We start from the raw sequence: 26,618 nt of genomic DNA, 5'->3' as shown, positions 1-26,618 counted from the left end.
AAGTCCCGGCGAGGGACGTTCCTATATTAGCCTGCACTAAGTATTGACGACAGTACCTCCATTGGGGTGAAGCACCTGGCCTGTGATGAAGGCGCTTTCCTTGGACGCCAGAAAGACGTAGCAGGGGGCGATCTCGATCGGTTGGGCCGGGCGTTTTAAGGTGGTATCCTTGCCAAACTTGGCAACTTTCTCCGCGTCGAACGAGGCCGGAATGAGGGGCGTCCACACGGGGCCAGGCGCTACGGCGTTTACGCGTATACCACGATCGGCCACGGCTTGTGACAGACTGCGCGTGAACGCTACGATGGCTCCTTTGGTGGACGAGTAGTCGATCAGCGAGGGATTGCCACGATACGCCGTGATGGAGGCAGTATTGATGATAACGCTGCCGGGCTTCAGGTGTGGCAGGGCATATTTACAAAGGTGGAAGTGCGCAAAGATGTTTACTTTGAAGGTGTGCTCGAGCTGGTCGGCCGAAATGTCTTCGACACTCTTTTGCTCGTATTGCACGGCGGCATTATTGACAACAATGTCAATTTTGCCAAAGCGATTTATCGTTTCCTCGACAATCAATTTACACTCGCTTTCTTTGGAGACGTCTGCGGCAATGAGCAAGGCTTCTTTGTTATACTTGCGCATAGCCTCCGCGGTTTCTGCGGCGTCCAAATTTTCGTCGAGATATGCGATGGCTACATCCGCACCTTCCTTGGCAAATTGCACCGCTACGGCCCGGCCAATGCCGCTGTCGCCGCCAGTGATAATGGCTACTTTGCCCTGGAGCCGGCCGAGACCGGGATCGTCGTTATCATACACGGGCGCTGGTGTCATTTCGGCTTCGATGCCAGGCTGCTGCTCCTGGTGCTGTGGCGGAATATTTTTAGGCATTTTTACGTGGGTCGTTTCCATAACAATAGGCGTTGATGTTGCCGGTAGTGCCTAAATTATTATTCCGCGCGGCCATCGGCGTGATTCCGGTCCGTTATAATGGGGTGGGCAAAAACATTCCCGCTACCGCGAGATCCTTCGCGACAAGCGTATTTAAAATCCACAGCGGGTGCTATAAAAAAAGAACGGTGACCATTTTGGCCACCGTTCTTTTTTACTTCGTGCTCTTCGATGAACCGAACTTCTTCGCCGGTGTCTTTCGGCTGGGTTCGTACGCGACTTCGTATTTTTGTTTTTTATTTACGTACTCGCGGTCTTTCGGCCCGGGTTTAGTCGATGCCTTTTTAGCGGTTTTCTTAGCCGTTTTTTTTGCCGCTGGTCTGGCTGTCTTACCAGCTTTCTTTGCTGTTTTTTTCGCTGTCTTTGCCATAGCGTTACTTGTTATTTTGCGCATGGCGTAAATTTCCATGCCTGCGACGTGCTATAGCTGGCGACGCCTGGGCATATGACCTCGACGCGAACGGTTGCTCTGTATCAAGCTGTTTCCAACACGCCGCGTATTACCGGCCATACCTTCGTGGCGATGACGTCGTAGCCTTTCTTTGATGGATGCAGGCCGTCGTTCAGGTTCATCTGTTTTATGCCCGCTACACCTTCCAGGAAGAAAGGCACCAGCGTGGCATTGTGTGCTTCTGCCAGCCGGCGGTAAATGGAGGTAAATTCTTCCAACCGGGCCACGTTGGCATAGCCGGGCACTTCCATGCCCATGACAATGATTTTGCACTGCGGGTACTTCCTGCGGACTTTCTGTAACAGGGTGTCGAGGTTACGATGAATGGACGATAGTGGCAAGCCACGCAGGATGTCATTGATGCCGAGCTCCAATATAAACACGTCGACAGGCTGGCTGATCCAGTAGTCTAACCGGCTGAGCCCGCCAGACGACGTATCTCCGCTCATGCCCGCGTTGATCACCTCATAGAGAAGGTTCTCTTGTTGCAGCTTGTCTTTGATCAATGCTGGATAAGACTCGACCGACGGGTTTTGTAAACCGTGGCCGGCCGTCAGACTATCTCCAAAAAATACAATTCTTCTCATAACGCATCTCCCTCCAGGTACACCCCTTGTTTGTTGGTGCTCCTACCGGGCCGAAAAATACAGCCGCGCGGTGGTTATCGCAAATGTTATTGTCTGGCCGTTAAAAGCGGCTCGGCGCAGCAAAGGCAATCGATGGCCCCGGGGAAAGCAATCACATCGCGAAAGGCGGCGTATATTTAATAGAAACGTCATCAAGACTATACAATTCATCGTGGATGTGATTTAAACAATGTAATCCAGGCATTCTTTTAGCTTCTCAAATGGTCGCAAGCCTGTCATGATTAAGCCTTCTCCGTTTCCTTTGACAAAAGTCAGCGTTGGAAAGCGGCCAATTTTATGAAATGCCACCTTCTGCAAATCCGCACGGAAAGCTTCACGTGCCGCAGCCTCGTTGAAGGGATCGCGGAAGGCTTCGACGGACACCATTCCGGGGTTGCTGTCCGACACCTCCTGCACAATCTCCATCAATACTTCCGTCCGTGCAATATTCCGTTGTTCGGTCATGACCGCGCGACGTACGGCATGCAAATACAGCTCGCCGGCATGCTGCGATTGTAAAAACGCGTTTCTGACAGCGATCGAAGCCGGATATGATGATGCGGGCGGGTCTTTGTGCCAGATGAGAAAGTTGATGGGTACATTCGTTACCGCGGCGGCATGCATCCATACGGGACCCATATGTGCCGGCGATGAAATGTCGTTGATCGGATCGCGAAAGCTTTTCCAGTCCGCGATCATACCGCCCATGACGTAACGACGTTCGATGCGCTCGTGATACTCGTCACAGAACCGCCGCCAGTGCGACTCGAAGGCCCATGACCAACAACAAAGCGGATCGGTGTAGTACGTGACTACGATCCGATCCGATTGTTCAACCTTACCGCTAAGACTTTTTTGATCCTTTTCCAACGCGACCATCTCCAGGTGTTCCGTCATTCATTTCTCCGCTGAGCGTATATTCGCTCCACTGATTTTCGCCGGCCGGCGTGGCTGCCAACACCTCTTCGCTACGTTCACGGGCCAGGTCTTTCTCGATTTTTTCCATCAATGCCGCGGTCCGGTCGGTACCATTGATGGGCTGATTGACCAAGCCGCTCGTTGCCGCCACATGTGCGATCGGATCTTCTATATACTGCCATGTCTCTTGCAGCTTCGTGCTGACCCCGTCGTTCCAGGGTCCCCGCACTTCGGCACCACTCGACATATTGAAGTAGGTATTGCTGTAGCGCGGGTCGGCCTGCCGCTGACCTGGCGGAAAATTCGGCTGAATAGTTTCCAGAGCAGCCTCGAACATTTGAAAATGTGCTACTTCACGCGTCATTAAAAAGCGAAGGGTCTCTTTCACGTAAGGATCGTCCGTAAACTTCATCAAGTATTCATAAACGATCTTCGCGCGTGATTCCGCACCCATGTTTGATCGCAGGTCCACGGACAAGTCGCCATTGGCATTGATGTATGTTCCGCTAAAGGGAACACCGCGGCTGTCTGTCAATATGGGAGTGCCCGCGCTCTCTACCAGAAAATGTGGATTCACCATCGCATCGTGGATGACGCTTTCTTTCGCGGCTTTGCCCCCGAGTAGTTTCATGATCTCAGCCTCCTCAGTTTCATCCTTGAGCTTGCCATTGACGCCGGCAAGCAGCATCTGTATCGTAGCACCCACGATCTCCAGATGGCTAAATTCTTCGGTAGCAATATCCATTAACATATCATATTTGTCCGGATATGGATCCTTCGCTCCAAAAGCCTGTACAAAATACTGTAGCGCCGCTTTTAACTCGCCGTTTGGCCCGCCAAATTGCTGGAGCAACAAGTTAGCAAAAAAGGGATCCGGGCGTGACACCCTGGCGTTGAACTGCAAATCTTTTACATGGTAAAACATACAATCATGGGTTTATGTGATCTATCTTTTTATCAGACCGAGCGCTTCTATTCCCAAACACATCGCTTGTATGACGGCCTTATGAATATCCAGGATTTCCCGGATGTGACAGTAGCGCAAAAATTAAACTTGGAGTGATCCAGCGGATTGTACCAAATCCCACCTGACATACCTCTTGCAAATCATATACCTCATACGTCCTCCCATTATATATCCTTTTTATTGAGGAGAGTACTTAAATTATTTTACCAAATTATTTCCGAGACAAAACCATACCAATGCGCCAAAATTCTTAACCCATACGATTACAACTATGTGCCCTATCTCTGTTCCTAGAATGATCTGTAGAAATAAGTAGGCAGATGGAATTGCGGCCTACACAACGAATCAGACGGATACAAAGCAATGAGCTCACCAGGCCAATCATGTTTCTTGTCTACAGGTATTATTATATATTATACGCTAAAGTACGTTGGATCACCGCTGAGGTCACGCGCCATGTAATTCCACAGCGGTAGTGGGGAGTATGAATGATGCACCAATTCCTCGCCCTGCCTGTAATCGCCGTTGTAAACTCCAGGCATGACTTTGTTGCCGCGGGATCGAGAACCGACAACAAACAAAAGATCGATATGAAAACAATCCCGTATTTCCCCCTGTTCATGTGCGCACTGCTATCCTTTGCCGCATGTAATGATGACGACGACAATGATAACAATCTGTCGACTTACGACCGCGATTTCCTGACCAGCGCCGCTCACGCAAATCTGGCAGAGATCGAAGCAGGTAAAGTGGCCTCCACCCGTGCCGACGATGACGCCGTACAAGACTATGGTGAACACATGGACTCGGAACACACTACCGCGTGGAACGATTTGAAAGACCTGGCCGACGACGAAAACCATTCTCTCCCGGACGAGCCGGACGATGCACACAAGCAAAAGCTTGACTATCTTCGCGACCTGAGCGGGTATTCGTTCGATACCGCCTATATCAACAGCCAGGTAAAGGATCACGAGATGGCGATCGCCTTGTTCGAGGACGCCAGAGACAATGCTGACGACGAGGATGTGAAAGATTATGCGACACGATACTTACCGCATCTCGAAGATCACCTGGCGGATGCCCAGGCAATAAAAGCACGGATAGACGTCATCATGAATCCGGACTGAATCTACGTAGTCCTTTTGAGTTCTGTAATATACCAGTTAAAGCCATCCGATATTATCGGATGGCTTTAACAATTATGCGAATACCTCGAACTGCGATCCTGTTGCTGATCGGGCAGTGGCTATCGGAATCAGCTCAACTTTTGCTGCTGATATTGTTTCGGACTGATGCCGTATACCTGTTTGAACGATTGTGAAAAACTGGAGTGATTTTCGAACCCCACTTTGTAAAAGACTTCGCTGGGGTTTTCATTTTGTAATAACAACGATGTTGCTATTTCCATTTTGCGCAGCAGAAAGTATTGGCGCGGCGCAACGTTGTAGAGTTTCAGAAACCTTCGTTTAAACGTCGAGACGCTTGTGTTACACAAAAAGGCCAGCTCTTCCAATGTCAGGTTACCGGTGATGTTTTGTTCTACTGCTTTTCTCACTTCCAGGTCCGAGTATTCTTTCCGGTTTCTGGCTTGAAACGACAGCATTTCACCCGGATATTTTTCGACCAGGTAAAGCATGAGCTCTTCAAATTTTAATTCTACCCGCTTGTCTGAAAAAGAAGTCTTAGGTTGAATAAATTGGAGAGATGTTATGTAGTTTCTGACAAACTCGTCTTTCTCAAAGACGAGGAATGGTTTTTCATATTTATGCGCAGTGGACGCGAGCTTGTCGATAATCGTCGTATACTTCACAAAGAACTTCGTCAGCTCTGTATTATCGAAAAACAGCATGGTGCTGCGATAGTGATTGTCGACAGGAAGCTTTTCTGTCATCAAACAATTTCCAGCAGAAAGCAATGCGAACTGCGTGTCTTTAATAATGGTGGCGCTGTTAGCGTAATGCACTACTTTTTCACCCTGCTCCAATAGCGTTATAAGATTGTGTTGAAGAAATATCTTGCTTCTACCTACCTGCTTTTCGGAAACATAGTTGTATATAAACAAATCTTCCCCATCCTTTTTTCCCGCCTGTTGTTGCATCATCAGAATTTTGGCCGCCGTTCTCTGCTACAAAAATAAGAAACTCAGCTCAAGCCATCAACTCGCAAAAAAATCCAGCCAGGTAGTTGCCTGGCTGGATCATGATTGTGTCGTATTAAATTGACGCTTAGTCCTGAGCGTCTGTCTTTATATCGATCCGATAGAGTCTGCCTTCGTCGGTGATAGCGTACAAAGCATTGTCGGTACCCTGGGTGATGTCGCGGAAGCGTTGCCCTTCGGACGCCAGCAGTCTTTCTTCGCCGACGACCCGATTGTCGTCAATCACCAGACGAATAATATGCTTCGCGCTTAACGAGCTAATGAAGAGATTGTTTTTCCATTCCGGTACGCGGTTGCCCTGGTAGAACGTGATGCCGCTGGGGGATATCACCGGATCCCAATAATACACCGGCTGTTCCATACCATCTTTTTGCTGGATGCCGTCGCCAATGGTTTCGCCGCTATATTCTATACCATAGGTAATAGTAGGCCAGCCGTAGTTGGCACCTGCGCGTACGCGGTTCAACTCATCGCCACCACGGGGTCCATGTTCAGCCTGCCACAAGTCACCGGTCTCCGGATGCAGCGCAATGCCCTGTGGGTTTCGGTGTCCGATACTATATAATTCAGGTAATGCTCCACTGCCGCTGAATGTAGGATTACCGGACGCAGGTTGACCGTCTGTCGTGATGCGGATGATCTTCCCCAGGGCCGCTTCTACAGATTGCGCCAACGGACGTGTCGGCAGAACAGAACGCTCGCCCGTACTTATAAACAAGTTACCAGCGCGGTCGAATATCAGCCGGCCACCGTAGTGCAAGTCGCTTGGATATGCAGGGTTGGCACGGTATATCACCGTTGCATTTTCAATGCTCTTCTCGTCGTCGGCCAGTCTGCCTTTTGCTACTGCGGTAAGTGTACCACCCGAAACGTTTTCAGAGAACGCCCAATATACCATTCTGTTAGCGGCAAACTGCGGATCGAGACAAAGTCCTAACAAGCCTCCCTGCCCCGCAGCGTTCACCGCCGGAATGCCGGTGATGGCACCGCTCACAGTGCCTGTAGTGGTAACAATGCGCATATTACCGGCCTTCTCGGTTATCAGCAAACGTCCGTCGGGAAGACTGGTGACGCCCCAGGGAGCATCCAGATTGGAAGTAACGATGCGTGACTCATAGTCGGTAGTAGTAATGACGCCATCAATCCGCGTTTGACCTTCGAACGCGGGTTCGTAGTCCGTATTGGCAGGAAGAGTCTCTACTGGTGGTCCGGTTTGGTTACCGTTGCCGTCTCCATCATCATCGTCCGAACAGCTAAACACTATAGCCGACATAGCGGCCAGTATAAAAAGATAATTTTTGATTTTCATACGGTGATCAATTACGTTATGTTTTGTTACGGATAAAAAACCATACCGTTCTTAGGGGGATTCCCTGGGGTGAATGAACAAAATCCACATACGAGAATACACGCCGTATAGACAAAAAAAAGCCCTTTCTGCGAGGCAGAAAAGGGCTAAAAGGTTTTAAAGTTTGACTACCAGACCGTTATCCGTTCATTCTCGGGTTTATACATTTTATCGCCGGGCTGTACATTAAACGCGTTGTAGAATGGTGTAAAATTCATGAGTGGCCCATTTACGCGCCACTTAGCAGGCGAATGTGGATTCGTGTTTACATACATGCGCAAAAATGGGGCGGTAGTTTTCACACGCCAGATTCTTGCTACAGAAATAAAGAAACGTTGGTCCGGTGTAAAACCATCCAGTTTCGTCGTGTCTTTACCTTGCTCAGTCAATTTAAAGGCATCGTATGCAATGGCGACACCGGCAATGTCTGCGGTGTTCTCTCCTACTGTCAATGCGCCTTTTATATGTACGGAGTCCAGTACTGTGAATAAATTGTATTGATCAATTACCTGTTGGGTTTTGGCTTTGAACTTTTCATAGTCTGTTTTTGCCCACCAGTTTTTCACGTTGCCTTCTTTATCAAATTGGGCTCCCTGGTCGTCGAACGAGTGTGTGATTTCGTGGCCGATCACCATACCAATGCCGCCGTAGTTCAACGCATCATCCGCGCTCAAATCGAAATAGGGAGTTTGTAAAATACCTGCCGGGAAAACGATCTCATTCAGTGGCGGGTTGTTGTATGCCGTGACCGTTGGCGGAGTGGTATACCATTCCGTTCTGTCAACCGGCTGTCCGACTTTCGCTACAGCATAGCGGTATTCATTTTTGTTAGCCGCTAAGCAGTTTTCAAAATACGTATCTCTCTTCACTTCCACCTGGGAGTAGTCTCTCCATTTATCGGGGTATCCGATCTTTTCGGTAAAGGCATATAATTTCTCTTTTGCCTTTGCCTTGGTAGAGTCGCTCATCCAATCCAGCTTATTGATGCGCGCTTCAAAGGCTGTCTTGAGATTACCGATCAACACCGCCATACGTTTCTTGGCGGTCTCGGGAAAGTATTTCTTTACATACAGTTGTGCGAGCGCCTCTCCCAGCGAGCCGTCTACCGCTTGCGTCATTTCTTCGGCGCGTGTTTTCTTAACGGCTTGCCCTGTCAGCACTTTTGTATACGCAAAATCGGCATCGGCAAAAGGCCGGCTCAATAAACTTGCATAGTTGGTGAGGGTATGGGCTTTCAGATAAGCCTTCCAATCGTTGATGGATACCGACTTCAACATCGCGTTCAGCTTATCATAGTAAGGAGGCTGGCCCATGTTAACCGAGTCGACGTTCACCCCCAGATCGTTCAACAATGTTGTCCACTGCAGATTGGGATGTTTCTTCGTAATATCAGCCACCGCCAGCTTGTTGTAGTTCACCTTCACATCTCTGAGCTCAATGTTCGTTCTGTGTGCACCCGCCAACTGTTTTTCCACTTCGTAGGCAGCGGATGCGCTCTTCTCAGCCGTCGCAACGTCGCTTCCTGTCAGCTGAAATAATTGGCTGAGGTACGCTTTATAAGCTTTTTGAATCGCAAGTGTGGCCGGGTCTTTCTGGAAATAATAATCCCTATCGGGTAAGCCTATACCGGTTTGATAGAGCTGCAGAATATTGACCGTGCTCTTTTGGTCATCGGGGCCGACGCTAAAGCCTATGATAGAACCCGTGCCTACCTTTTGTTCTTCGGCCACCACCTTCAGCAACGAGGGTACATCGGTCAGCGCGTCGATGCGCGCCAGCAGGGGTTTGATCGGATCATAGCCCCGCTTGTTGATGGTGACGGTGTCCATACCGGATGCATAGAAGTCACCCACTTTCTGTTCGATACTTCCGGCGGGATTGCTGCTGTTGGCAACGCTATCCAGAATTCCTTTGAGGCGTATGCGCTGGGGAAAATTCAGAAAAGAATACGAGCCTACGCCGGTCTGGCCGGCGGGAATCTGTGCCGTGTCATACCAGATGCCGTTGGCGTACATAAAAAAGTCGTCACCAGGTTTCTTGCTGGAGTCTATTCCCGTGACGACGATGTGTTTTGTTTCGGGCGCCTTTTGCTCGCAAGCGCCCTCGAGAAGTAGTGCGAGTGAAAGGTATAGGAGTTTTTTCATAGTGCTTAGGTAAGATCGTTAGCATTAAAAATAATAAAAAAAGCACCGTTGCCGGTGCCTTTTTCCTTAACCTCAATCAAAATCCCGTGTCGACGCAGATCGTGCCACGGTATATCTTGTTATGCCGTCACGACGGCTTCTTTGTCTTCAATGGGTTTACGATGCCACCACGACGCGAGGATGGAGCCTGTAACATTCATGAGCGGGCCGAAAATGGCGGGTGCCAGGCCGACCGTCGCGGCTTTGCCCATTTCCTTGGCAATGCCCGAGGCGAGGCCTCCGTTTTGCATTCCTACTTCGATGGCGATGGTGCGACAGTCCTGCTCCTTCATTTTAAAGAGGCGCGCCGACCAATATCCCAGCAGGTAGCCGGCCGTGTTGTGAATGAGCGACGACACGATTAGCAAGAGGCCGATGTCCAGGAGGTTGTTGCGGCCATTGGCTGTAATAATCAGGATGATGAAGGCAATACCGGCCATCGACACGATGGGCATTGCTTTGTCGAGCCAGTGTGCTTTACCGCGGAAGAAATGGTTGAAAACGAGTCCCGCCACCACGGGCAAAATCACGATCTTGGTGATGTCCCACATCATCTTTGTTACTTCTACCTCCACGAACTGGCCGGCCAGCAGCTTCATGAGCAGGGGCATCAGGATGGGTGCAAGAAAGGTTGAGACGGTTGTCAGCGTAATCGACAGCGCAAGGTTGGCTTTGGCCAGGTACGAGATGACGTTGGAAGCCATGCCACAGGGCGAGCACCCGATCAGGATTACTCCGGCTGCAATCTCGGGGGGAAAGTCGAAAACGTTTGCAAGTGTAAAGCCTAAAAGTGGCATGATCGTGAAATGATTCAGCGTACCGACGATCACGCCCTTGGGCATTTTGACGACACCGATAAAATCTTTCAGGCTCATTTCCGTTCCCATGCCGAACATAATGATCTGCAGCAGCGGTGTAAAGAGATTATCAAGACGATACCCGTTTACAGAAATGAAGTACTGCGGGTAATACATGGATGTCGTCACGGCAGCCAGGATCATGATGGTATAGGAGAATCCTTTAAATGTCGGATAGCCGCGTACGCCAATGGCAAGTGACAGGAAGAAGATGATGAACATTATACCGGAGAGCCGCAGATCGTCATCGCCAATGTAAAAATGTATGTCGCCGGTCAGGACCAGCGCAACAGCAATGACCAGAAAGGATGCTGCATTCCAGAGCAAGGTGTTAAAATATTTTGTCATGGTTGTTTAGGTCAGGAAAAAAAGACCTCCACGGTCCGTAGCCCACAGTCCCCGGCCAAACCTCCGTAAACCATGAACTACAGACCCTGGATGTCTACCACGTTCTGTTTTTCATATACTCGTCGAGCTCGGCCCGCTTCATGGGAATCTCGTTCGGGTGCTTATCGAGCCATTGCAGAAAGGCCTCTTTCACCTTGTCTGTCCACTGGTTGTCGATCTCACCGGGCGTAAACTTCTGCTCGCGGAGCATGTCAAACGCAAACTTGTCACGCAACTGCAGGAACTCGGCCGTCACGACAACCTTTTGGGCCAGGTGAGCGGGTATAAAAATTACACCTTCGTCGCGCGCCAGTACCAGGTCGCCGGGCAGCACCATTACCTTACCGATGCGAATGGGTGTGTTGAGGCCCATCAACACCGAGTTTTCGAGGAAGGTCGGATCCCACTCGCGCACCCAGGCATTGAAGCCTTTGATTCTCGCGAGGCCCTCAGGGTCGCGGGCGGAGCTGTTAAACACCACACCGTTGCCCGACTTGGCATAAATGGAATTACCGAGGTTGTCGCCAATCAACGTGCCTGCTTCGATCTTGCCAAATCCGTCGGCCACATAAATGTCACCTTTCGAAAGCTTGTCAATGGGCCAGGAATTAGTGTTGCCGATGCGGCCGTCTTTTTTGCCACGGTCTTTAATATTCTTCTCCACATCCGGACGGCTGGGCATAAACATCGCTGTGTACGCGCGGCCTGCCATGGGCTGATTACTGTTCAATACTTTGAAGTTGCCTTCAAACTGCGAGGTATAGCCTTCGTTGCGCAGCACGAGCCAGGCTTCTTCGATCGACACGTTTTTGGCGCGCGCTACGAGCTCATCAGGAATGCGGGGGCGGCCATCAGGAAACCGCTCCCCTTTCCATTCCGATGTAAGAAAGATGAGCTCCTCTTTCGGTATTGTTTGTGCCTGCACAGGGGCCGTAAAAGCTCCTGCCACGAACAGCAGGCCCAGTATCACATTCTTTTTTTTCATGGTGAGCATTAGCATTTATTTCTTGTTGGCGAAGGCGGCCGAGTTAGGGTCGGTCGTCCACGACGGTTTTGATATACCGTTCAGGTCGTATACGACCTCGCCTGCGCGCAGCGTCAGCTCGCATTCCAGCTTCTTCGTTCCTTCGAATTTATATCCTTTCGAATCGATAAATCCATACTTACCCGTCAGCATGCTGAATACCGCTATGTCCGCTACCGCACCGGCGGTGAGATGTCCGAGGTCATCGCGATGAATGACCGATGCCGGCGACCATGTAGACGCTTTGAACACAGCTTGCAGCGGCATGCCCAGGTTGACAAACTTTGACATGACATTGAGCTGATCTTTCATACCCGCGTTCATGCTGGCGGTGTGAATGTCCGTGCTGATGGTAGTGGGATAGAATCCTTGCCTGATGGCCGGTATAGCTTGCGAGAACATGAAGCTGCCACCGCCGTGGCCGACGTCGAAGACGATGCCGCGCTTGATGGCTTCCTGCACATACGGAAAGGGATTGCCCTGGTCGTCCATGACGGGGCCGCGGCCTGTGAGACGAGCATAGGCATGGGTGAAGATGTCGCCGGGACGCAGGTGCGTCAGCAGCAGGTCGCGCAGGGGCAGCGGCGGTACGTGGCCACCGAAGTCGATCATGACGGGTACGTTGGCAATCTTGCCAGCTTCTACGGCACGGTCGACCGGGTCCCACTCGGTGCCCGAGAAATGTGCTACTTTAATGCCGACGATCTCGCTGTTCTGGCGTACGACCATGGCGGTCATGCGGCTGTCCATGTCGGCCAGGTTCTGCTCGTACGGACCACCGCGCATACCTTCGCCGACAATGTTGAGGAACGACAACACGCGTGTTTTGGAGTGCTCGATGGTTTGGCGTTTGAAGGTGCTGAACGTTTTCCAACCGGCACCACCGGCATCCACGACCGTCGTTACACCGACGCGGAACGTAAAGCCATCGGGCGGAAGCGCCTCAAAGCCGTCGCTCAGATAGTGGTCGGGTTGTGTACCGAAGAAGTTGTGTGAATGTATGTCGATCAGGCCAGGCGTTACGTACAGGCCTTTGGCATCCACCACCAGGGTAGCTTTTTTGGGGTCTATATTTTTAGCGACGAGCGCGATCTTGTCGTCTTTGATGGCGACGTCCATGACACCATCGATGTTGTTTTTGGCGTCGACTACGTGGCCGCCTTTCAGTAGCAGGGTGTACTCCTGGGCAAGCGCCGCACCGGCACACATCAGGAGCAGGCAAAGGAGATACAGTTTACGAGTTACATACATAAAATTAAGGTCCGTTTCGGATGTTGGGTGTCTGGTATTTTTTCTTTACTGCAGGCATTACAATAACGTCCGACCGATTATTTTATTCGGATCAGTCCTGATTCTCTTTCAGCGTGAGAATGGCGCTGCCGGTCGTGCCGGCAGCGTTACCCATTAAATATAGGCGATGCAATCCATCTCCACGAGCGAGTCGCCGGGCACGCCACCGTATACGGCGACCGTCGTACGTACGGGGGGCTTGTCACCGAACTTGCCTTTGTAGGCCTCGTTCATAGCTTTGTAGTCGTTCAGGTCGTGCAGGAACACACTTACCTTCAATACTTTTTTCATGGAAGAACCTGCTTTGACAAGCTCTTTCTCCAGTTCGTCAAGCACATGGAGTGTGTGGGCGGTGATGTCGCCATCGAAGTGGGCGCCTTTGCCTGCCACAAACACCAGGTTACCGAACTTGGTAGAACCGGAAAACAACGGTACATCCTGATCATCCTTCACGACGTTGAATACCTCTTTCTCCGGTGTAGCGTCGCTCTTCGCGTTCGCTACCATGCCGAGGCCTACGACGCCCGCAGCGGATGTAAAGATTTTCTTCAGGATCGATCTTCTTTGTTCTTTCATGGCTGTTTATACAAATAGTGAAACAATTATTTTGGGGTTGTCTTCATTTCTATGCTACCGCTTTGCTAAGCTCCTCCTTCAGGCGCGTCGCCACGATCTTTTCCTGTCCGGGCTTCAGCATAAACACAGTCACCGATACGCTATTGGGTTCTCCCCCGCCGGCGATCTCGATGGACGGACTGGCATTGCGCAGGTTTTCTTTGAGCTTGGTACTCGTGATCTTTACCGACTCGTTCCAGGTGATGTGCAGTGTCGGCGTGTGATTGCCTAACTCCGGCAATTTTACTTCCGTTGTTATGCCAGACACGCCTTTGACGGCGCTCTGGATGTGTGCGATACCTGCCTCCCACTCTTTCCATTCTTTGTCGTGGTCGGCCTTGAGATAGGTGTCGATGGCTACATACATACCAAAGATCTCTTCTTTGTTGATCTTAAATCCGCGGCCAATGTTAAAGCCCCGTGGGGGCATGTGCAATCGGGCGGCGGCAATAATTTCTTTTTTCCCCATCAGCAATCCCGCGCTTTGCGGGCCGCGAATGGCTTTACCTCCTGAAACCACGACAAAACTAAAGCCGAGGTCGTTGAAGCGCCAGAGGTTTGATGCGGGCGGTACGTCGGCCGCAATGTCGATGGAGGTGGGAACATTATATTTTTTTCCCAAGGCCACCCACTCTTCGTGCTGAATCTTGCCCTGGTCGGATTGTATGTGCAGGAAGTGCATAAGCGCGGTGCGCTCGTTCACGGCTTTGGCCACGTCCTCGGCAGTCTCCACCCAAACGATCTTACAACCGGTGTTGGTCAGGGCGTGGTTATAAACAATATCGTGCGCCTTCTGGATGATCACTTCCGACTTCATGCCGGTATACTCCAGGTGCGGCAGTTGCTCTACTTTTTTTACATCCATGCCGGTGAGGACACCCGCCAGGCCCAGGGTCATGCCGGAGAACGCTCCGGAGGTTACGACGACGGCTTCGGAGTGTACAAGCTTGGCGAGCTTCTCACCAACTTTGTCCTGTACTTCGTCCAGCATACAAAATTCTTTGGAAGCGAAATTGATGGCGTCCATCACGTCGTCCCGCATCAGCGAACCGGTCATGGCGGTATACGTACCTGCGGCGTTGATGAAAGTACGTACGCCCAGCTCTTTAAATACATCACGTTTCGGCGGGGTCTTTTCTTTAGGTGCGGCCAGCACGGAAAAAGGTGCGACGCTGCCTACGATGCCACCGATCACGGGAAAAGAAGAAAGGCGGCGAAGGAGTTCTCTACGGTTCAGCATGTATACTTGGGGTGTTAGGGTGTCTTATAGGTTAGCGTTCCGGTGCGTTAGCGAAAGATAGCGGTTAGGGCAGGCGGAGAAAATGTAAAAGCTGGTAGCGGTATGATGCGGTATATAAATGGTAAGGCCGTTTGGATATAAAAGGCCGGTGTGCGTGTGTGCACACCGGCCTTTATTTTAGGGGTTATTACCGTCCGTTAACATCCCACCATACATGGCCGTTCAGGTTATCTGTAACCCAACCATTCTCGCTGATTTGACGCTGCACTGCCTCATTGTAAGAGGTCGTGTTCAGGGACTGCTCAGACGTGGGGTACATAAACCGTCGGATCAGCTGGTTGCCGGTGGCATTGCCGCCATAGTTGTTCGGCGTAAGCGCCGGATAGCCCAGGCGACGGTAGACGTTATATACTTCGGTTGCGTCGGGGAAGGCACCCATCCAAAACTGCGTATAGATCTGTTCTAGCTGAGAGTCCACATCGCCGGTCGTTACCAGCGGATGCGCGGCAACATAGTCATCTACATCTTGTGAGCCAATGGCGCCTGCGGCACCGACAGCGATCTGCCACTGGCGCATGCCCGCGCGGATACCGTCTTCGTAAAGGTCGGCCGGCGTGCCGCTATACCAGCCACGCAGCGCAGCTTCCGCCAAGAGGAAGTTAACCTCCTGCGTAGTGAATATCAACTGCAACCCGGATTGCAAAAGTACCGTAGCTGGGTTAGGCTCAGACAGATCGCCGAAGTTCGCGGGCGCAGAGCCGTTGATATCATCGGCCATGCCCTGCTGAATGTCCGGGTCATTGTTTGGCGTGCCGTCCACCCACACAATCGAAAGGATTGGCAGACGGGGGTCGTCATTAGCCTGTAGCGAATCGATAAAAGTCTCCTGATATTTACCCCCCTCCGGATTGGTTCTGCCGTTGCCCGCGATATAATCGCTTTGGAACAGGCTGTAGGCAATCGGATTTCGCGTAATGGTCTGACCGGTGGCGTTGTAGTTCCGTATCGCAGCGATATCTGCATCTTGCAGAATCACACCGCCGGCAATGGCACGTTTCACCCACTCCTCGGCCGTGCTGTTCGACACCTCGGTTAGATGCATGCCGAGGCGCAACATCAACGAGTAGCCAAATTTTTTCCACTGGTCGGTGTTACCGCCGTAGATCACGTCAGCCACGCCAAACGAAACGTCGCTTGAGTTCAGGGCGGCAGTAGCTTCCTGCAGTTCCTTAAGCATGTCGGCATAGATTTCCGATTGGGGTGTATACTTAGGCTGGTATATGCCTTGAATATATCCTTGTGCACCTTCAATATACGGGATATCACCGTACACATCCGTGAGACGCGAGTAGCAGAACACGCGCCAGATGCGGGCGATCGACAGCTTGTTCACATTTGCCGGCTCATCTTGCACGGCATTGATCACTTCCGTGATCTCGTTAATCTGGTTCGGATAGCTGTCGGTGAATACCGACGACGAGCGCAGTTGCTGCGCTGCCACATATTTCGAACCAAAGCCCGCCACGTCGTTGTAGCTGGTCGTGTATTGCATGTTCCCCAACAACAGCGAAGCGTGATTCGCTAAGACCGCTGTACCGTCGTAGAGGGATTTGCTGAAAATATAATCCGGTGTGGGCGTCGAGATAGCGTTGGGATTGACATTCACATCGCCAAAATCGTCGCAAGCATTTACCAGCAGCATGCCGGGTAAAAGCAGTAATGAAGCGTATTTTTTGATGAAGATTTTCATTTGTCGTGGAATTTTACGATTAAAACTTAACCATCAGGTTGACGCCATAAGACCGGGTGCGGGGCAGACCGATCGATTCGATACCTTGCGCGGCACCGTTGGTCAAACTTTGCTCAGGATCGAAGTTATCTGTCTTCTTATAAAGAATCGCCAGGTTGCGGCCTACGAGCGACAAGGTCGCCGACTGTATCTTGAGGAATTTAACTTTTTCTACCGGCAGGCGGTACGACAGGATTACCTGACGCAGCTTTACAAAGCTGGCATCGTGTACAAACATTTCCGTATACCGGTTGACGCTGTTATAGTATTGCGCGCGCAGGTTGGCCACGGTAATAACGCGCTCGTGCGGAGTGCCTTCCGGCGTAACACCCGAGAGCGTCAGTCCGTTTTCACGACCTTCCAGCGTCATTTTATGGAGACCCAAACGTGCGGCATATACTTCCGTTACCGAGAAGACGTCGTGGCCGAATTTACCGTCAAGTAATACATTCAAGCTGAAATCTTTGTAGCGGAAATCGTTCGTTAAACCCATGGTAATGGGGGGCACGCCGTTACCGAGTTTTTGGTTGATATCTGTCTGGCCGGGCAGGTTGGCAACCATGTCGAAGATTGGTACACCCTGATCGTTGCGGAGCATGCGGTAACCGTAGATGCCACCATAAGGCTGGCCAACGTTATTGCGGATGGTAGCGTTACCATTAGCCGACGCGCCAATCTGCAGCGTTTGTATGCCCTCGGCGAGTTTCAGTACCTCGCTCTTGTTGTAGGCAAAGTTGTAGCTCAGATCCCAGGTAAAGGCACCGACTTTTGCGGGGGTAGCGTTGATCAGCACTTCGATACCGCGGTTGCTCAACTCGCCGGAGTTCAGCACGGCGTTGTTGTAACCGGTGGCCAGGGAGACAGGCACCGATACGATGTCGTCTGTAGAACGGCGATCGTACAACGCTACGTCGAAGCCAAGGCGATTGTCGAGGATTTGCACATTGAAGCCAACTTCAGTGGTAGTAGACGTGAACGGCTTGAGCTGTGCGTTGGTGAGGTTCTTGGTACCTGGCGATGCCTCTGTCACGTTCTGCAACGGTACAGTGCTACTCGGTACGGCGCTATAGGTCAGGTTGATCTGGTATGGATCAGGAGAGCCACCGCCAACTTGCGCCCACGAAGCGCGGAACTTCACGAGATTAAACGCGGTCGGCATTGTGATCGCGTCCGACAGCACGAAGCTAGCACCCAAGCTGGGGTAAAAGATACCATTGTCCTTTAGACTAAGCGTTGAGAACCAATCCTGACGTGTGGTGGCTGTCAGGAAGAGGTAACCCTTATAGTCGAAATCGACGGATCCAAACACCGAGTTCGTTTCTGAGCGGCCGTCGAACGGTATTACCGATGACTGGTTCAGGTTGGTGAAGGCATAGAAGTAGGGTTGTGTAAATTCAGTTCCTCTCATATCCAAACGCTTTTCTACAGCGCGACGGGTGTTGAAACCACCCAACAAAGACATGCCAATGCTTTCACTGAGCTGGGCCTTATAGTTTAATGTAACCATCGAGTTGGTTTCTGATACTTCCGCTTCCATGCCGGTGTATTGTCCCCTCAGCTGGTACAGCGTACCGGTAGGCAGGATGTGCTTAAAATCGTACGAGTAGAAGTCGCGTGTTATAATAGCCTTCGCCGTTAAATTCTTGAGGATATCATAGGATACTGATGCCTGGCCGATAAAACGGTTTTTATCGTCGTTTTCCTTCACTTTGTTGATAACAAAATATCCGTTAGTAGCGATGGGCGCATCGTTCCATGCCAGTTCGTTGTTGTTTGCATCATAACCTGGATCAAGCCAACGTACATCAACGGTATTGGCGACTTCGTAGGGCGTCCAGTTCGGATTGCCCAGCGCGTCACCGGCGTTGGGACGATTCGTACCGACCTCGCGTGTATATTGTGCAACAGCTTCTACCCGCAGCTTATCACTCAGCTTACCACTGATGTTCAGGTTAGCCGTCTTGCGGTTGTATTTGGTGTTGGGCAAAATGCTCTTCGAATCAAGATCAGAAAGAGACAAACGATACAGGATTGCTTCGTTACCACCCGAGAAAGCTAGGGTGTTCGTGAATGTTTTACCGGTTTCGTAGAAATTCTTCAGGTTGTCCTTCTGTGCTGAATACGGGTGGTTCTTGCCATCAGCCGCCACGTAGTTGGTGTTGCCATCAATGCGGGCACCGAACGAGCGACGGCCACTGCTTATGGCATCTGCCTGGGTAGTAGGCATGACACCACCTTCACCTTGACCATACTCATATTGCCAATCGGGGAATACCGCTACGCGGTCGAGTGTATACGTCGAGTTGTATTCTACACCAATGCCTTTGCGGGCCGTACCTTTCTTAGTAGTGATAAGAATAACACCATTGGAGCCGCGCGAACCGTAGAGGGCTCCAGCCGTACCACCTTTCAATACCGTGATGGACTCGATGTCATCGGGGTTGATCGCGGCGATACCATCGCCGCGGTCGATGTTTGTTGCCAGGTTACCGTTGGCACCGTTAGGTGACGTAGAGCCTCCAGGTACCGAGTTGTCGATTGGCATACCGTTAATTACATACAGCGGCTGGCTGTTACCTGTGAGTGATCCATTACCACGGATCAGAACACGGCTGGAACCACCAGGTCCAGTGGACGAACCGGTAGCATTTAGACCGGCGATCTTACCGCTCAGCGAGTTAGCCACGTTTACTTCACGGGCTTGTGTGAACTCCTCGCCTTTCACTTCCGTTACAGAATAGCCCAAAGCGTTCTTATCTTTCTCGATACCAAGCGCCGTTACAACCACTTCACCAAGGGTGGATAATTCCACCTGCATCGTGACGTCTACAACCGTCTGCGCCGAGGTGAAGGGGACTTCCTGCGTGGCATAGCCGATGAACGACAATACCAGCACGCCGCCTTCGTCGGGTACAGACAGTGTATACTTACCGTTGCCATCAGTAGTGGTACCAATGGTGGTGCCTTTCACGACAACGTTTACGCCCGGCATGGTAGTGTTATCATCACCAGAGATAACCGTACCGGTAAGCGTGAAATTTGGCGCTACGGTAGTTGTCGTTGCCGCTGCCATTTCAGCAGCCGTTACCGGCTGCGTGTTTTCGAATAGCGTGGCCGACTCTTCTCCAGCGAAAATGCTGAACTGTTTTTTATTGATCTTCTTGAACTGAAGCTTGCATTGGTCGAGCATTTTCTCCAACGTCTCTTCCGGCGCCAGGTTTTCCGACAATAGCGCGGCAGAAACGGTCTTGCCCTCTAACAGGCCTTCGCGATATGCAAAGCGGATATCGTAACGTTTTTTTAAGTCATTCAATGCTTCTTTTAGGCTAACCTGCTGGTCATCAACAAACCCTGGGTCTGAGTTGACCTGCATACCCCGCAGCGCCCGCGCGCTGGCGGTGGAAGCAAACTGCTGTGCAAAGCCGGCGGGCGCGACGGCACCCACCATGTACAACAGTAGCGTACTCTTAACCAGTAAGCTGGAGTTAAAGTGTTTCATAATAAAGAATTTAGGTAAGGTCGTAAATTTATTTTTTCGATAGCACGATATGTTTTTCTGTTCTCTGTTCTACGTTTAGGTCGAGCGTTGCCGAGATGGTGGCCAGTAGCTCGGGAATACTGGATACACTGATCTCGCCTTCGATCTTTAAGTTCAGCAACTTGTTGTCTTTCACGTCGACCGTATAGCCATGGAATTGAACAAGTGTCTTGACAATATCTCTCAGCAACGCGTCGGTGAATACAAAATCCTGGCTGATCCACGCGGTGGCCTGCTGCGGTTTTTCTATTTTCTTCTTGGCAATGAGGTTTTGGTTAGCAAACTCGGCATAGTCGCCAGGTAACATGATTACATCTGCCACGGAATCTTCCGACAGACTGGTCAATACAACCTTTACCTTGCCGGTAATAAGTGTTACATCCGTCTTGTCAGCCTGGTCGCGTACATTAAAAGAAGTACCCAATACTTCAATTTCTACATCGCGACCGTGCACCAGAAAGCGTTCCCCTTCTCGAATGTTTAGGGTGTCTTTATTTATGTGTTTCACATTAAAGAAGGCCTCTCCTTCGAGCCACACTTCACGAAGTGTCTCGTCGGTCCAGTTGTCATTATAATAGAGCGTCGAGTTACCGTTCAGTGTCACGACGGTGTGATCGGGCAGCACGACCTTTGTTACTTCATTATAGGCAGTATGCACACTTTCACGATGATCAGCGAAGAACCAGTATACAGCCGTTGCGGCTACCAGCAACGTAGTCGCTGCTGCCACTTTCATATAAAGTGGTATACTTCTGCCACGTGTTACAGCGGGTTTTTCCTCACGACTGATTTCGGCTTGAATACGGCTCCAAACTGGCTGGCGGCCCATTTCGTTAGTAAAAGTATCCTGGCTGCGATACGCTGTGATAACCTCCACCGCCTGGGTCATAATCGCTTCCTTTTCAGGATAGCTTTTGATCACTTCCTTCCAGAACACGTTGGCCTCCGGCTCGGCATTGGTCGCCCAACGCACAAACGAGTCATCTTCCAAAAAATCCGATAACGTGTACTTTTCGTATTCCTCCATTTGCATGTGCTCCTAGCAGTTTCTTACAAATCCTACTACACCGCTCGTTAGGCAAATTATCCCTTGCGAAACGATAGAATTGCAGAAACTTATTAAAGTTCTTACATGCGACAGCCTAATTAAATATTAGTCAATCGCGTCTCACTAAACACAGTAAAGGGCTGTTGATCCCGGAAATCAGGGTCAGTTCGGATGGGTTCGGGGTTGATTAACTTCGTGTGCGGGGTGTGTGTGCGGTTGCTGCGAGGGTTTGCGGTGACTATGATAAAACTGCCGGATCAGGTTTCGGCAAGCATAGGCACCAGAGAAGGCAAACCAGGTAGTGCAGCGTATCTTTCAGGTTGTCAAGGGCTTTGTACCACAGTTTATAGACTGAGTTTATATGTATCGACATGACTTCGCCAACTTCTTCATACGATAGTCCTTCATAAAACCGCAGGTATACTATTTCCTGCTGGCGGGGCGGCAGCTTACTGACGACCTCTTTAATCATGTCCTGCATATGCTGTTGCTCTTCGCGCAAAATCAACTGGTGGTCATACGAAACTTCAAACGTATAATCATAGTCATCAGCGGCCGAAAACGAGAGCTTGGATTGGGTTTTCAGCTTTCTGAATAGCGAATGGCGCAACGCCTTATATAAATAATTCTTAACCGAAGGTGGCGTACTGAGCGTTTCGCGGTTGGTCCACAACTTCACGAAAAGATCCTGTATGGTATCCTCGATCAGTGCGACGTCGCGGGTGAATTTATAACCGTAATTATTCAACCGGCGGTAGTACTCCTCGTAGAGGCGGCTATAGGCATGCCATTCTCCACGTTTAAATGCGTTCCAAATACTTTGTTCCTGTTCAGCGTGCATTCGAAAACCCGATAAGTAACTAGTTCATCCACCCCACACGTAAGTCTATACATACACCATACATTACTGTACAGCTCGTCGGTATCTTATCCTGTTACTTCGTCACGTAAGGCGAAGTACGCGTTTCGATCACTCTACAATCAGGGGCGGTACTTTACACCGTAACCTTGATCATCGCAATCAAACAAGGGTAGTCTTTAGCTGGCTTTGCACAATCACCGGCGCGTCTTCCGGCTTTGTTCGATCGTCTTGAGCCGCCTTTGTCATCATGATCTTTCTCACGTTGCTCAGGTCGTTTAGTAGCTGAGGGTCTAAGACCAACAGTTATTAAGCACTACCAAATTGATACTTTTTGATCATATCAAAAAATTTATCACAATTAATTTTATCAGTCCCCAGGAATATTCGTTGGTCATCGCCCCACTGTGTAAAACCTCCCACAGTCTGTTCTCCTCATCTTTGTACCGGATTTTTCCGGGTATCAACGTGCCTTTATTCGGTTTATTGGACCATTCAGGCGGTTTTTCTCATTATAAAGGGTTGCATCACATGTACCTTCTCACGCTTCATCCTAAATTGCTGTCAGATTTTTACTGATGATGTCATTAGCAAGTATACACCGCTATCTCTTTGAGCGGGTCGATAACAGCGGGCTGGTTTTATTCCGTATATTCTTTGGCCTCCTGATTTTCCTGGAGGTGGTGGGTGCCTTTGCCACTGGCTGGATACACGAAACGTTTGTTGCCCCGCGGCATGCCTTACCCTTTATAGGTTTTGAATGGCTGACGTTACCCTCTCCAACCGCAGTATATATTTACTATGGCCTGATCGCCGTGGCCGGCCTCTGTATCATGCTGGGGCTTTATTATCGGATTGCCACCATCGCCTTTACTTTTCTATGGTGGGGATGCTACCTGATGCAGAAGGTGCACTACAACAATCACTATTATTTATTGATCCTGCTGGGGCTTTTTCTGGCCGTCGTACCGGCCCAACGGTACCGCTCACTGGATGTGCGTCGTAACCCGGCGACCTTGCAGCATACCTGCCCCAGGTGGTGTGTGTTGATCTTTTGTTTGCAAGTGGGACTCGTATTTACCTATGCGTCGCTGGCCAAGCTATATCCCGACTGGCTGGCCGGAAAGCCGATTGCCATTTGGTTTGATGCCAAAGCGCACTACCCCGTACTCGGGCCGCTCTTCGGCCAGGCATGGTTCCGAACCTTTATCATCTACGGTGGTATCTTCTTCGACCTGCTTATTACTCCCCTGCTGCTGTGGCGCCGTACGCGCGTGCTTGGCTTTGTGCTTTGTGTCATCTTTAACGTTTTCAACTCGATCACCTTTCAGATCGGCGGCTTCCCATACCTCATGATTGCACTCACCCTCTTCTTCTTCCCACCGGAGACCATACGCAAGATCTTCTTCCGGAAAAAGGAGCCTGCTCAATTTGTCTCAAAGGTGTATACCTCCCGTTATAAAAACGTCGTTACCGCGGCGTTGGTACTGTACTTCACGGTGCAGCTGTTATTGCCTTTGCGACACTTCCTTTTCCCTGGCTCTGTGTTTTGGACGGAAGAAGGCCATCGCATGGCCTGGCACATGATGTTGCGCACGAAAAGTGGGCGTTTGTCATTTAAAGCACGCACGGCCGATGGCCAAATAATTCCTGTACAACTGCGTGACTATTTTACGCCCCTGCAGATCCGCGCGATCTCGCGAAGTCCCGATATGATCTGGCAAGCTGCGAAAATTATTCTACGCGACCTGCGGTCGAAAGGCTACACGGATGTGGCGCTGTATGTACAATCCGAAGTCAGTCTGAACGGCGGCCCATTAAGGCCCTTCGTGGATCCGAAAGCAGATTTTGCCACAATATCCTGGCGTTCCTTTCAACGCTCGACATGGATTCTCGATTAATCCAAAGACGTGTCATTATAGCCATTATCACTACATAGTAGTACGTATAGGAATATACGTAGTTGTATCGTTGAACGCGCCACAAATTGTATACATACGGAATATTTTTTTATATTAATCATGATGCTTCACAGAAGCGTTTCTGGTCCGTATTCATCAACACACACTGTATGGCTGCAATCACCGTTCTCCTGCGATTCCTGCTTTTGCCGTTGGTGCTTATCATTCATTTTCGGGAAAGCACAGCGCAAAAGGTTATTCATTTTCGCGACGACGAAACGACGATTCCCATCGGGCGCTCGGTATATTATTATAAAGATGAAAGCGCGGCGTTGAGCCTGGAAGATGTTCGCACCGCACCGAGAGCGGGGCAATTCCAACGATCGGAAACATCGTGGCCGCACTTCGGCACCACGCCGGCGGCCGTGTGGCTCCGCTTTACCGTCGTGAATCATACCAGGTCGGCGTGTATTCTTGAAATCGCAGAACCCGGCCTGCAACACATCCAGCTCTTTGCCCCTCAACCCGATGGCAGTTATGAAGGCCATACCTTTGGCCTGCTTCACCCGATGAGCAGCCGGCCGATCAAAAACAATTATTTTTTATACCGTCTCGTTACCGCAGGCGACAGCACCCCGCATACGTTCTACTTGCGCGTCAAAACTGACGTGAACCTGGATATACCCATGACGGTCAGCAGTTTTAAGGGTGTGCTGGACGTACAGCGCACCCGTAATCTCTCGTTTGGTTTTTTGTTTGGGCTATTAGTCATCATGACCTTCTCCTGTCTCGTCACCTATTTCATTGTACACGAGCGCAGCTATTTATATTATGCATTGCATCTCTTCTCCGTGTTGCTCTTTATCGACATTCTTTATGTCGGCGCGGGCTTTGAATACTTGTGGCCGGAGACGCCGTGGATCAATGAATATCCGATGTTGTTCGGTGGCATTTCCAGTCTGTTGATTTTGCTATTCTCCAGCTGCTTCCTTCAGTCGGATACCTATATGCCGCGTCTGCATCGTGGCCTGCGTATATTCTATATACTGCTGGCGATTTCGGCCATACTCTTCTTTTCGGGTGCGCCTTTGCCGGGCAACGCGGTGATGCAGCTCGTCACACTGTTAGTGACGCCCTACTTACTGACGATGGGCGTAATGGCACACCGGCAGCACCGCCCGCAAGCGGGCATCTTTATCGCCGCGCTGTCTTTCTTCCTGGGGGCCGCATTGGTATTTATACTATATATAAATGCTATTCTACCCCCGGGCTTTTATACGCGGAACTCGTTTGTGATCGGCGCTGTAGGCCAAAGTATTTTACTGGCCTTTGGACTGGCCGGCAAAGTAGGCCTGCTACGACAACAAAAGGAGCGGGCGCAGGCAGAAGTATTGGAAATCGTAAAACGACAGAACACCGAGTTAGAGCGATTGGTGACGGAACGTACGCAGGAGCTCATTTCACAAAATGAAGAGATCGCCGCTCAAAACGAAGAAATCTCCTCGCAGGTAGAAGAGCTCACGACCCAACAGGAACAGATCGAGCTGCAGAACCAGGAGCTGCAACAAAGCAATCAGGCGCTGCGCGAGGCACGTCAGACGGTAGAAAAACAACACGACCTGCTACAGCGCCACACGGAGGAACTTGAAAAACAAATCAGCGCGCGCACAGAAGAGCTCCTGGTCACTAATACCGAGCTGCTGGACCAGAACAAACAACTCGAACAATTCGCCTTTATCGTTGCCCACAATCTGCGATCGCCCGTAGCCCGTCTGCTGGGATTAACAAACCTGGCCAAGCTCGTTGATCCACACGGTGACGAAGTGGGCGTGATCTTACAGAAGGTGGCCGAGTCTGGCAAGGAACTGGATACCGTCATTCACGACCTGTCTAACATCCTGGAAATACGCAACGGCCAGCGCAAACAGTTCGAAACGGTAAGCCTGACATTACGACTGGCGAGCGCCTGCATGGCCCTCAAGGACGAGATCGATGCGAGTCATGCGCGCATCACGCAAGACCTCTCCGCCGCCGATGCCCTGTATACCATCTCGCCCTACATCGAGAGCATTTTATATAATCTCATCAGCAACGCCATTAAATACCGGCATCCCGACCGCATACCGGTGATCAGCATCCGCACGGCAGTGGTCGATGGCCTCGTACGCCTGATGGTGAAAGATAACGGCCTGGGACTCGACATGCAGCGACATGGCGACAAGCTCTTTCATTTGTACCAACGCTTTCACCGCGATGGTGAAGGGCGCGGCATTGGACTTTATTTGGTCAAGAGCCAGGTGGAAGCCATTGGCGCCCACATTTCCATGCAAAGCACACCCCAGGAAGGAAGCGAGTTTACAATTGTATTTGATAAAGTACCGGTACCGCCTGCACCACGGCCGGTGGCTACCGCGTTTGCCAAAGGATCGGGTACTGTACCCAGCGCAAAGCCGGTATAACCGGTAATTACG

Annotated in this window: 20 protein-coding genes; 4 read left to right on the top strand and 16 right to left on the bottom strand. The window is 50.7% G+C overall.

Annotation, left to right across the window (positions count from 1 at the left end; genetic code table 11):
- Positions 1-36: 36 nt before the first annotated feature.
- A complete protein-coding gene (locus tag KK062_RS06580) occupies positions 37-906 on the bottom strand; it encodes an SDR family oxidoreductase (RefSeq protein ID WP_254083468.1) in 870 nt (289 codons plus the stop codon).
- Between the two features lie 14 nt (positions 907-920).
- Here KK062_RS06580 and KK062_RS06575 point away from each other — a divergent pair, with 14 nt between their 5' ends.
- Complete coding sequence (locus KK062_RS06575; protein ID WP_254083467.1) at positions 921-1,346, top strand: hypothetical protein; 426 nt, start codon at positions 921-923, stop codon at positions 1,344-1,346.
- A gap of 73 nt (positions 1,347-1,419) precedes the next feature.
- Here KK062_RS06575 and KK062_RS06570 read toward each other — a convergent pair whose 3' ends face one another.
- The 3 genes from KK062_RS06570 to KK062_RS06560 all read right to left on the bottom strand — a co-directional run bounded on the left by KK062_RS06570 (position 1,420) and on the right by KK062_RS06560 (position 3,865).
- On the bottom strand, positions 1,420-1,983 hold the full coding sequence (locus KK062_RS06570; RefSeq protein ID WP_254083466.1) for an arylesterase: 564 nt from the start codon (positions 1,981-1,983) through the stop codon (positions 1,420-1,422).
- A gap of 222 nt (positions 1,984-2,205) precedes the next feature.
- The gene (locus KK062_RS06565) at positions 2,206-2,919 is read right to left on the bottom strand and encodes a DsbA family protein (protein WP_254083465.1); all 714 of its coding nucleotides are present in this window, start codon (positions 2,917-2,919) and stop codon (positions 2,206-2,208) included.
- The gene (locus KK062_RS06560; RefSeq protein WP_254083464.1) at positions 2,867-3,865 is read right to left on the bottom strand and encodes a manganese catalase family protein; all 999 of its coding nucleotides are present in this window, start codon (positions 3,863-3,865) and stop codon (positions 2,867-2,869) included. Before KK062_RS06560 ends, KK062_RS06565 begins: the two co-directional genes overlap by 53 nt.
- A gap of 632 nt (positions 3,866-4,497) precedes the next feature.
- Here KK062_RS06560 and KK062_RS06555 point away from each other — a divergent pair.
- Positions 4,498-5,037: a DUF4142 domain-containing protein gene (locus tag KK062_RS06555; RefSeq protein WP_254083463.1), complete on the top strand. Its 540-nt coding sequence runs from the start codon at positions 4,498-4,500 to the stop codon at positions 5,035-5,037.
- Positions 5,038-5,165: 128 nt separating this feature from the next.
- On the opposite strand, the gene KK062_RS06550 is transcribed toward KK062_RS06555, so the two are convergent.
- The 12 genes from KK062_RS06550 to KK062_RS06495 all read right to left on the bottom strand — a co-directional run bounded on the left by KK062_RS06550 (position 5,166) and on the right by KK062_RS06495 (position 22,228).
- The gene (locus tag KK062_RS06550) at positions 5,166-6,011 is read right to left on the bottom strand and encodes a helix-turn-helix domain-containing protein (RefSeq protein WP_254083462.1); all 846 of its coding nucleotides are present in this window, start codon (positions 6,009-6,011) and stop codon (positions 5,166-5,168) included.
- Between the two features lie 124 nt (positions 6,012-6,135).
- Entirely contained in the window at positions 6,136-7,377 is a 1,242-nt protein-coding gene (locus KK062_RS06545) for a PQQ-dependent sugar dehydrogenase (RefSeq protein WP_254083461.1), read from the bottom strand.
- A gap of 167 nt (positions 7,378-7,544) precedes the next feature.
- Positions 7,545-9,560, bottom strand: coding sequence for a M13 family metallopeptidase (locus tag KK062_RS06540; RefSeq protein ID WP_254083460.1), 2,016 nt, complete (start codon positions 9,558-9,560; stop codon positions 7,545-7,547).
- Between the two features lie 119 nt (positions 9,561-9,679).
- The gene (locus KK062_RS06535; protein ID WP_254083459.1) at positions 9,680-10,804 is read right to left on the bottom strand and encodes a bile acid:sodium symporter family protein; all 1,125 of its coding nucleotides are present in this window, start codon (positions 10,802-10,804) and stop codon (positions 9,680-9,682) included.
- 94 nt (positions 10,805-10,898) lie between these two features.
- Positions 10,899-11,828, bottom strand: coding sequence for an RraA family protein (locus KK062_RS06530; RefSeq protein WP_254083458.1), 930 nt, complete (start codon positions 11,826-11,828; stop codon positions 10,899-10,901).
- Positions 11,829-11,843: 15 nt separating this feature from the next.
- Positions 11,844-13,118, bottom strand: coding sequence for an amidohydrolase/deacetylase family metallohydrolase (locus tag KK062_RS06525; RefSeq protein ID WP_254083457.1), 1,275 nt, complete (start codon positions 13,116-13,118; stop codon positions 11,844-11,846).
- 153 nt (positions 13,119-13,271) lie between these two features.
- A complete protein-coding gene (locus tag KK062_RS06520; RefSeq protein WP_254083456.1) occupies positions 13,272-13,733 on the bottom strand; it encodes a RidA family protein in 462 nt (153 codons plus the stop codon).
- Positions 13,734-13,782: 49 nt separating this feature from the next.
- Positions 13,783-15,012, bottom strand: coding sequence for an aminotransferase class V-fold PLP-dependent enzyme (locus KK062_RS06515; RefSeq protein WP_254083455.1), 1,230 nt, complete (start codon positions 15,010-15,012; stop codon positions 13,783-13,785).
- Positions 15,013-15,199: 187 nt separating this feature from the next.
- Positions 15,200-16,762 (bottom strand): SusD/RagB family nutrient-binding outer membrane lipoprotein, encoded by a 1,563-nt coding sequence (locus KK062_RS06510; RefSeq protein WP_254083454.1) that lies wholly within the window; start codon positions 16,760-16,762, stop codon positions 15,200-15,202.
- Positions 16,763-16,781: 19 nt separating this feature from the next.
- Entirely contained in the window at positions 16,782-20,300 is a 3,519-nt protein-coding gene (locus KK062_RS06505) for a SusC/RagA family TonB-linked outer membrane protein (RefSeq protein WP_254083453.1), read from the bottom strand.
- 28 nt (positions 20,301-20,328) lie between these two features.
- Positions 20,329-21,372 carry a FecR family protein gene (locus KK062_RS06500; RefSeq protein WP_254083452.1) on the bottom strand — a complete coding sequence of 348 codons (1,044 nt, stop codon included), beginning with the start codon at positions 21,370-21,372 and terminating at the stop codon, positions 20,329-20,331.
- 253 nt (positions 21,373-21,625) lie between these two features.
- Complete coding sequence (locus KK062_RS06495) at positions 21,626-22,228, bottom strand: RNA polymerase sigma factor (RefSeq protein WP_254083451.1); 603 nt, start codon at positions 22,226-22,228, stop codon at positions 21,626-21,628.
- A gap of 596 nt (positions 22,229-22,824) precedes the next feature.
- On the opposite strand from KK062_RS06495, the gene KK062_RS06490 reads away from it, so the two are divergent.
- Complete coding sequence (locus tag KK062_RS06490; RefSeq protein WP_254083450.1) at positions 22,825-24,147, top strand: HTTM domain-containing protein; 1,323 nt, start codon at positions 22,825-22,827, stop codon at positions 24,145-24,147.
- A gap of 170 nt (positions 24,148-24,317) precedes the next feature.
- Complete coding sequence (locus KK062_RS06485) at positions 24,318-26,606, top strand: 7TM diverse intracellular signaling domain-containing protein (protein ID WP_254083449.1); 2,289 nt, start codon at positions 24,318-24,320, stop codon at positions 26,604-26,606.
- Positions 26,607-26,618: the final 12 nt, after the last annotated feature.

The sequence above is a fragment of the Dawidia cretensis genome (assembly GCF_018598175.1).
GTDB lineage: Bacteria > Bacteroidota > Bacteroidia > Cytophagales > Cyclobacteriaceae > Ohtaekwangia > Ohtaekwangia cretensis.
Note: the sequence above shows the minus strand (reverse complement) of the source record. Positions and strands in the feature narration are given on the sequence as shown.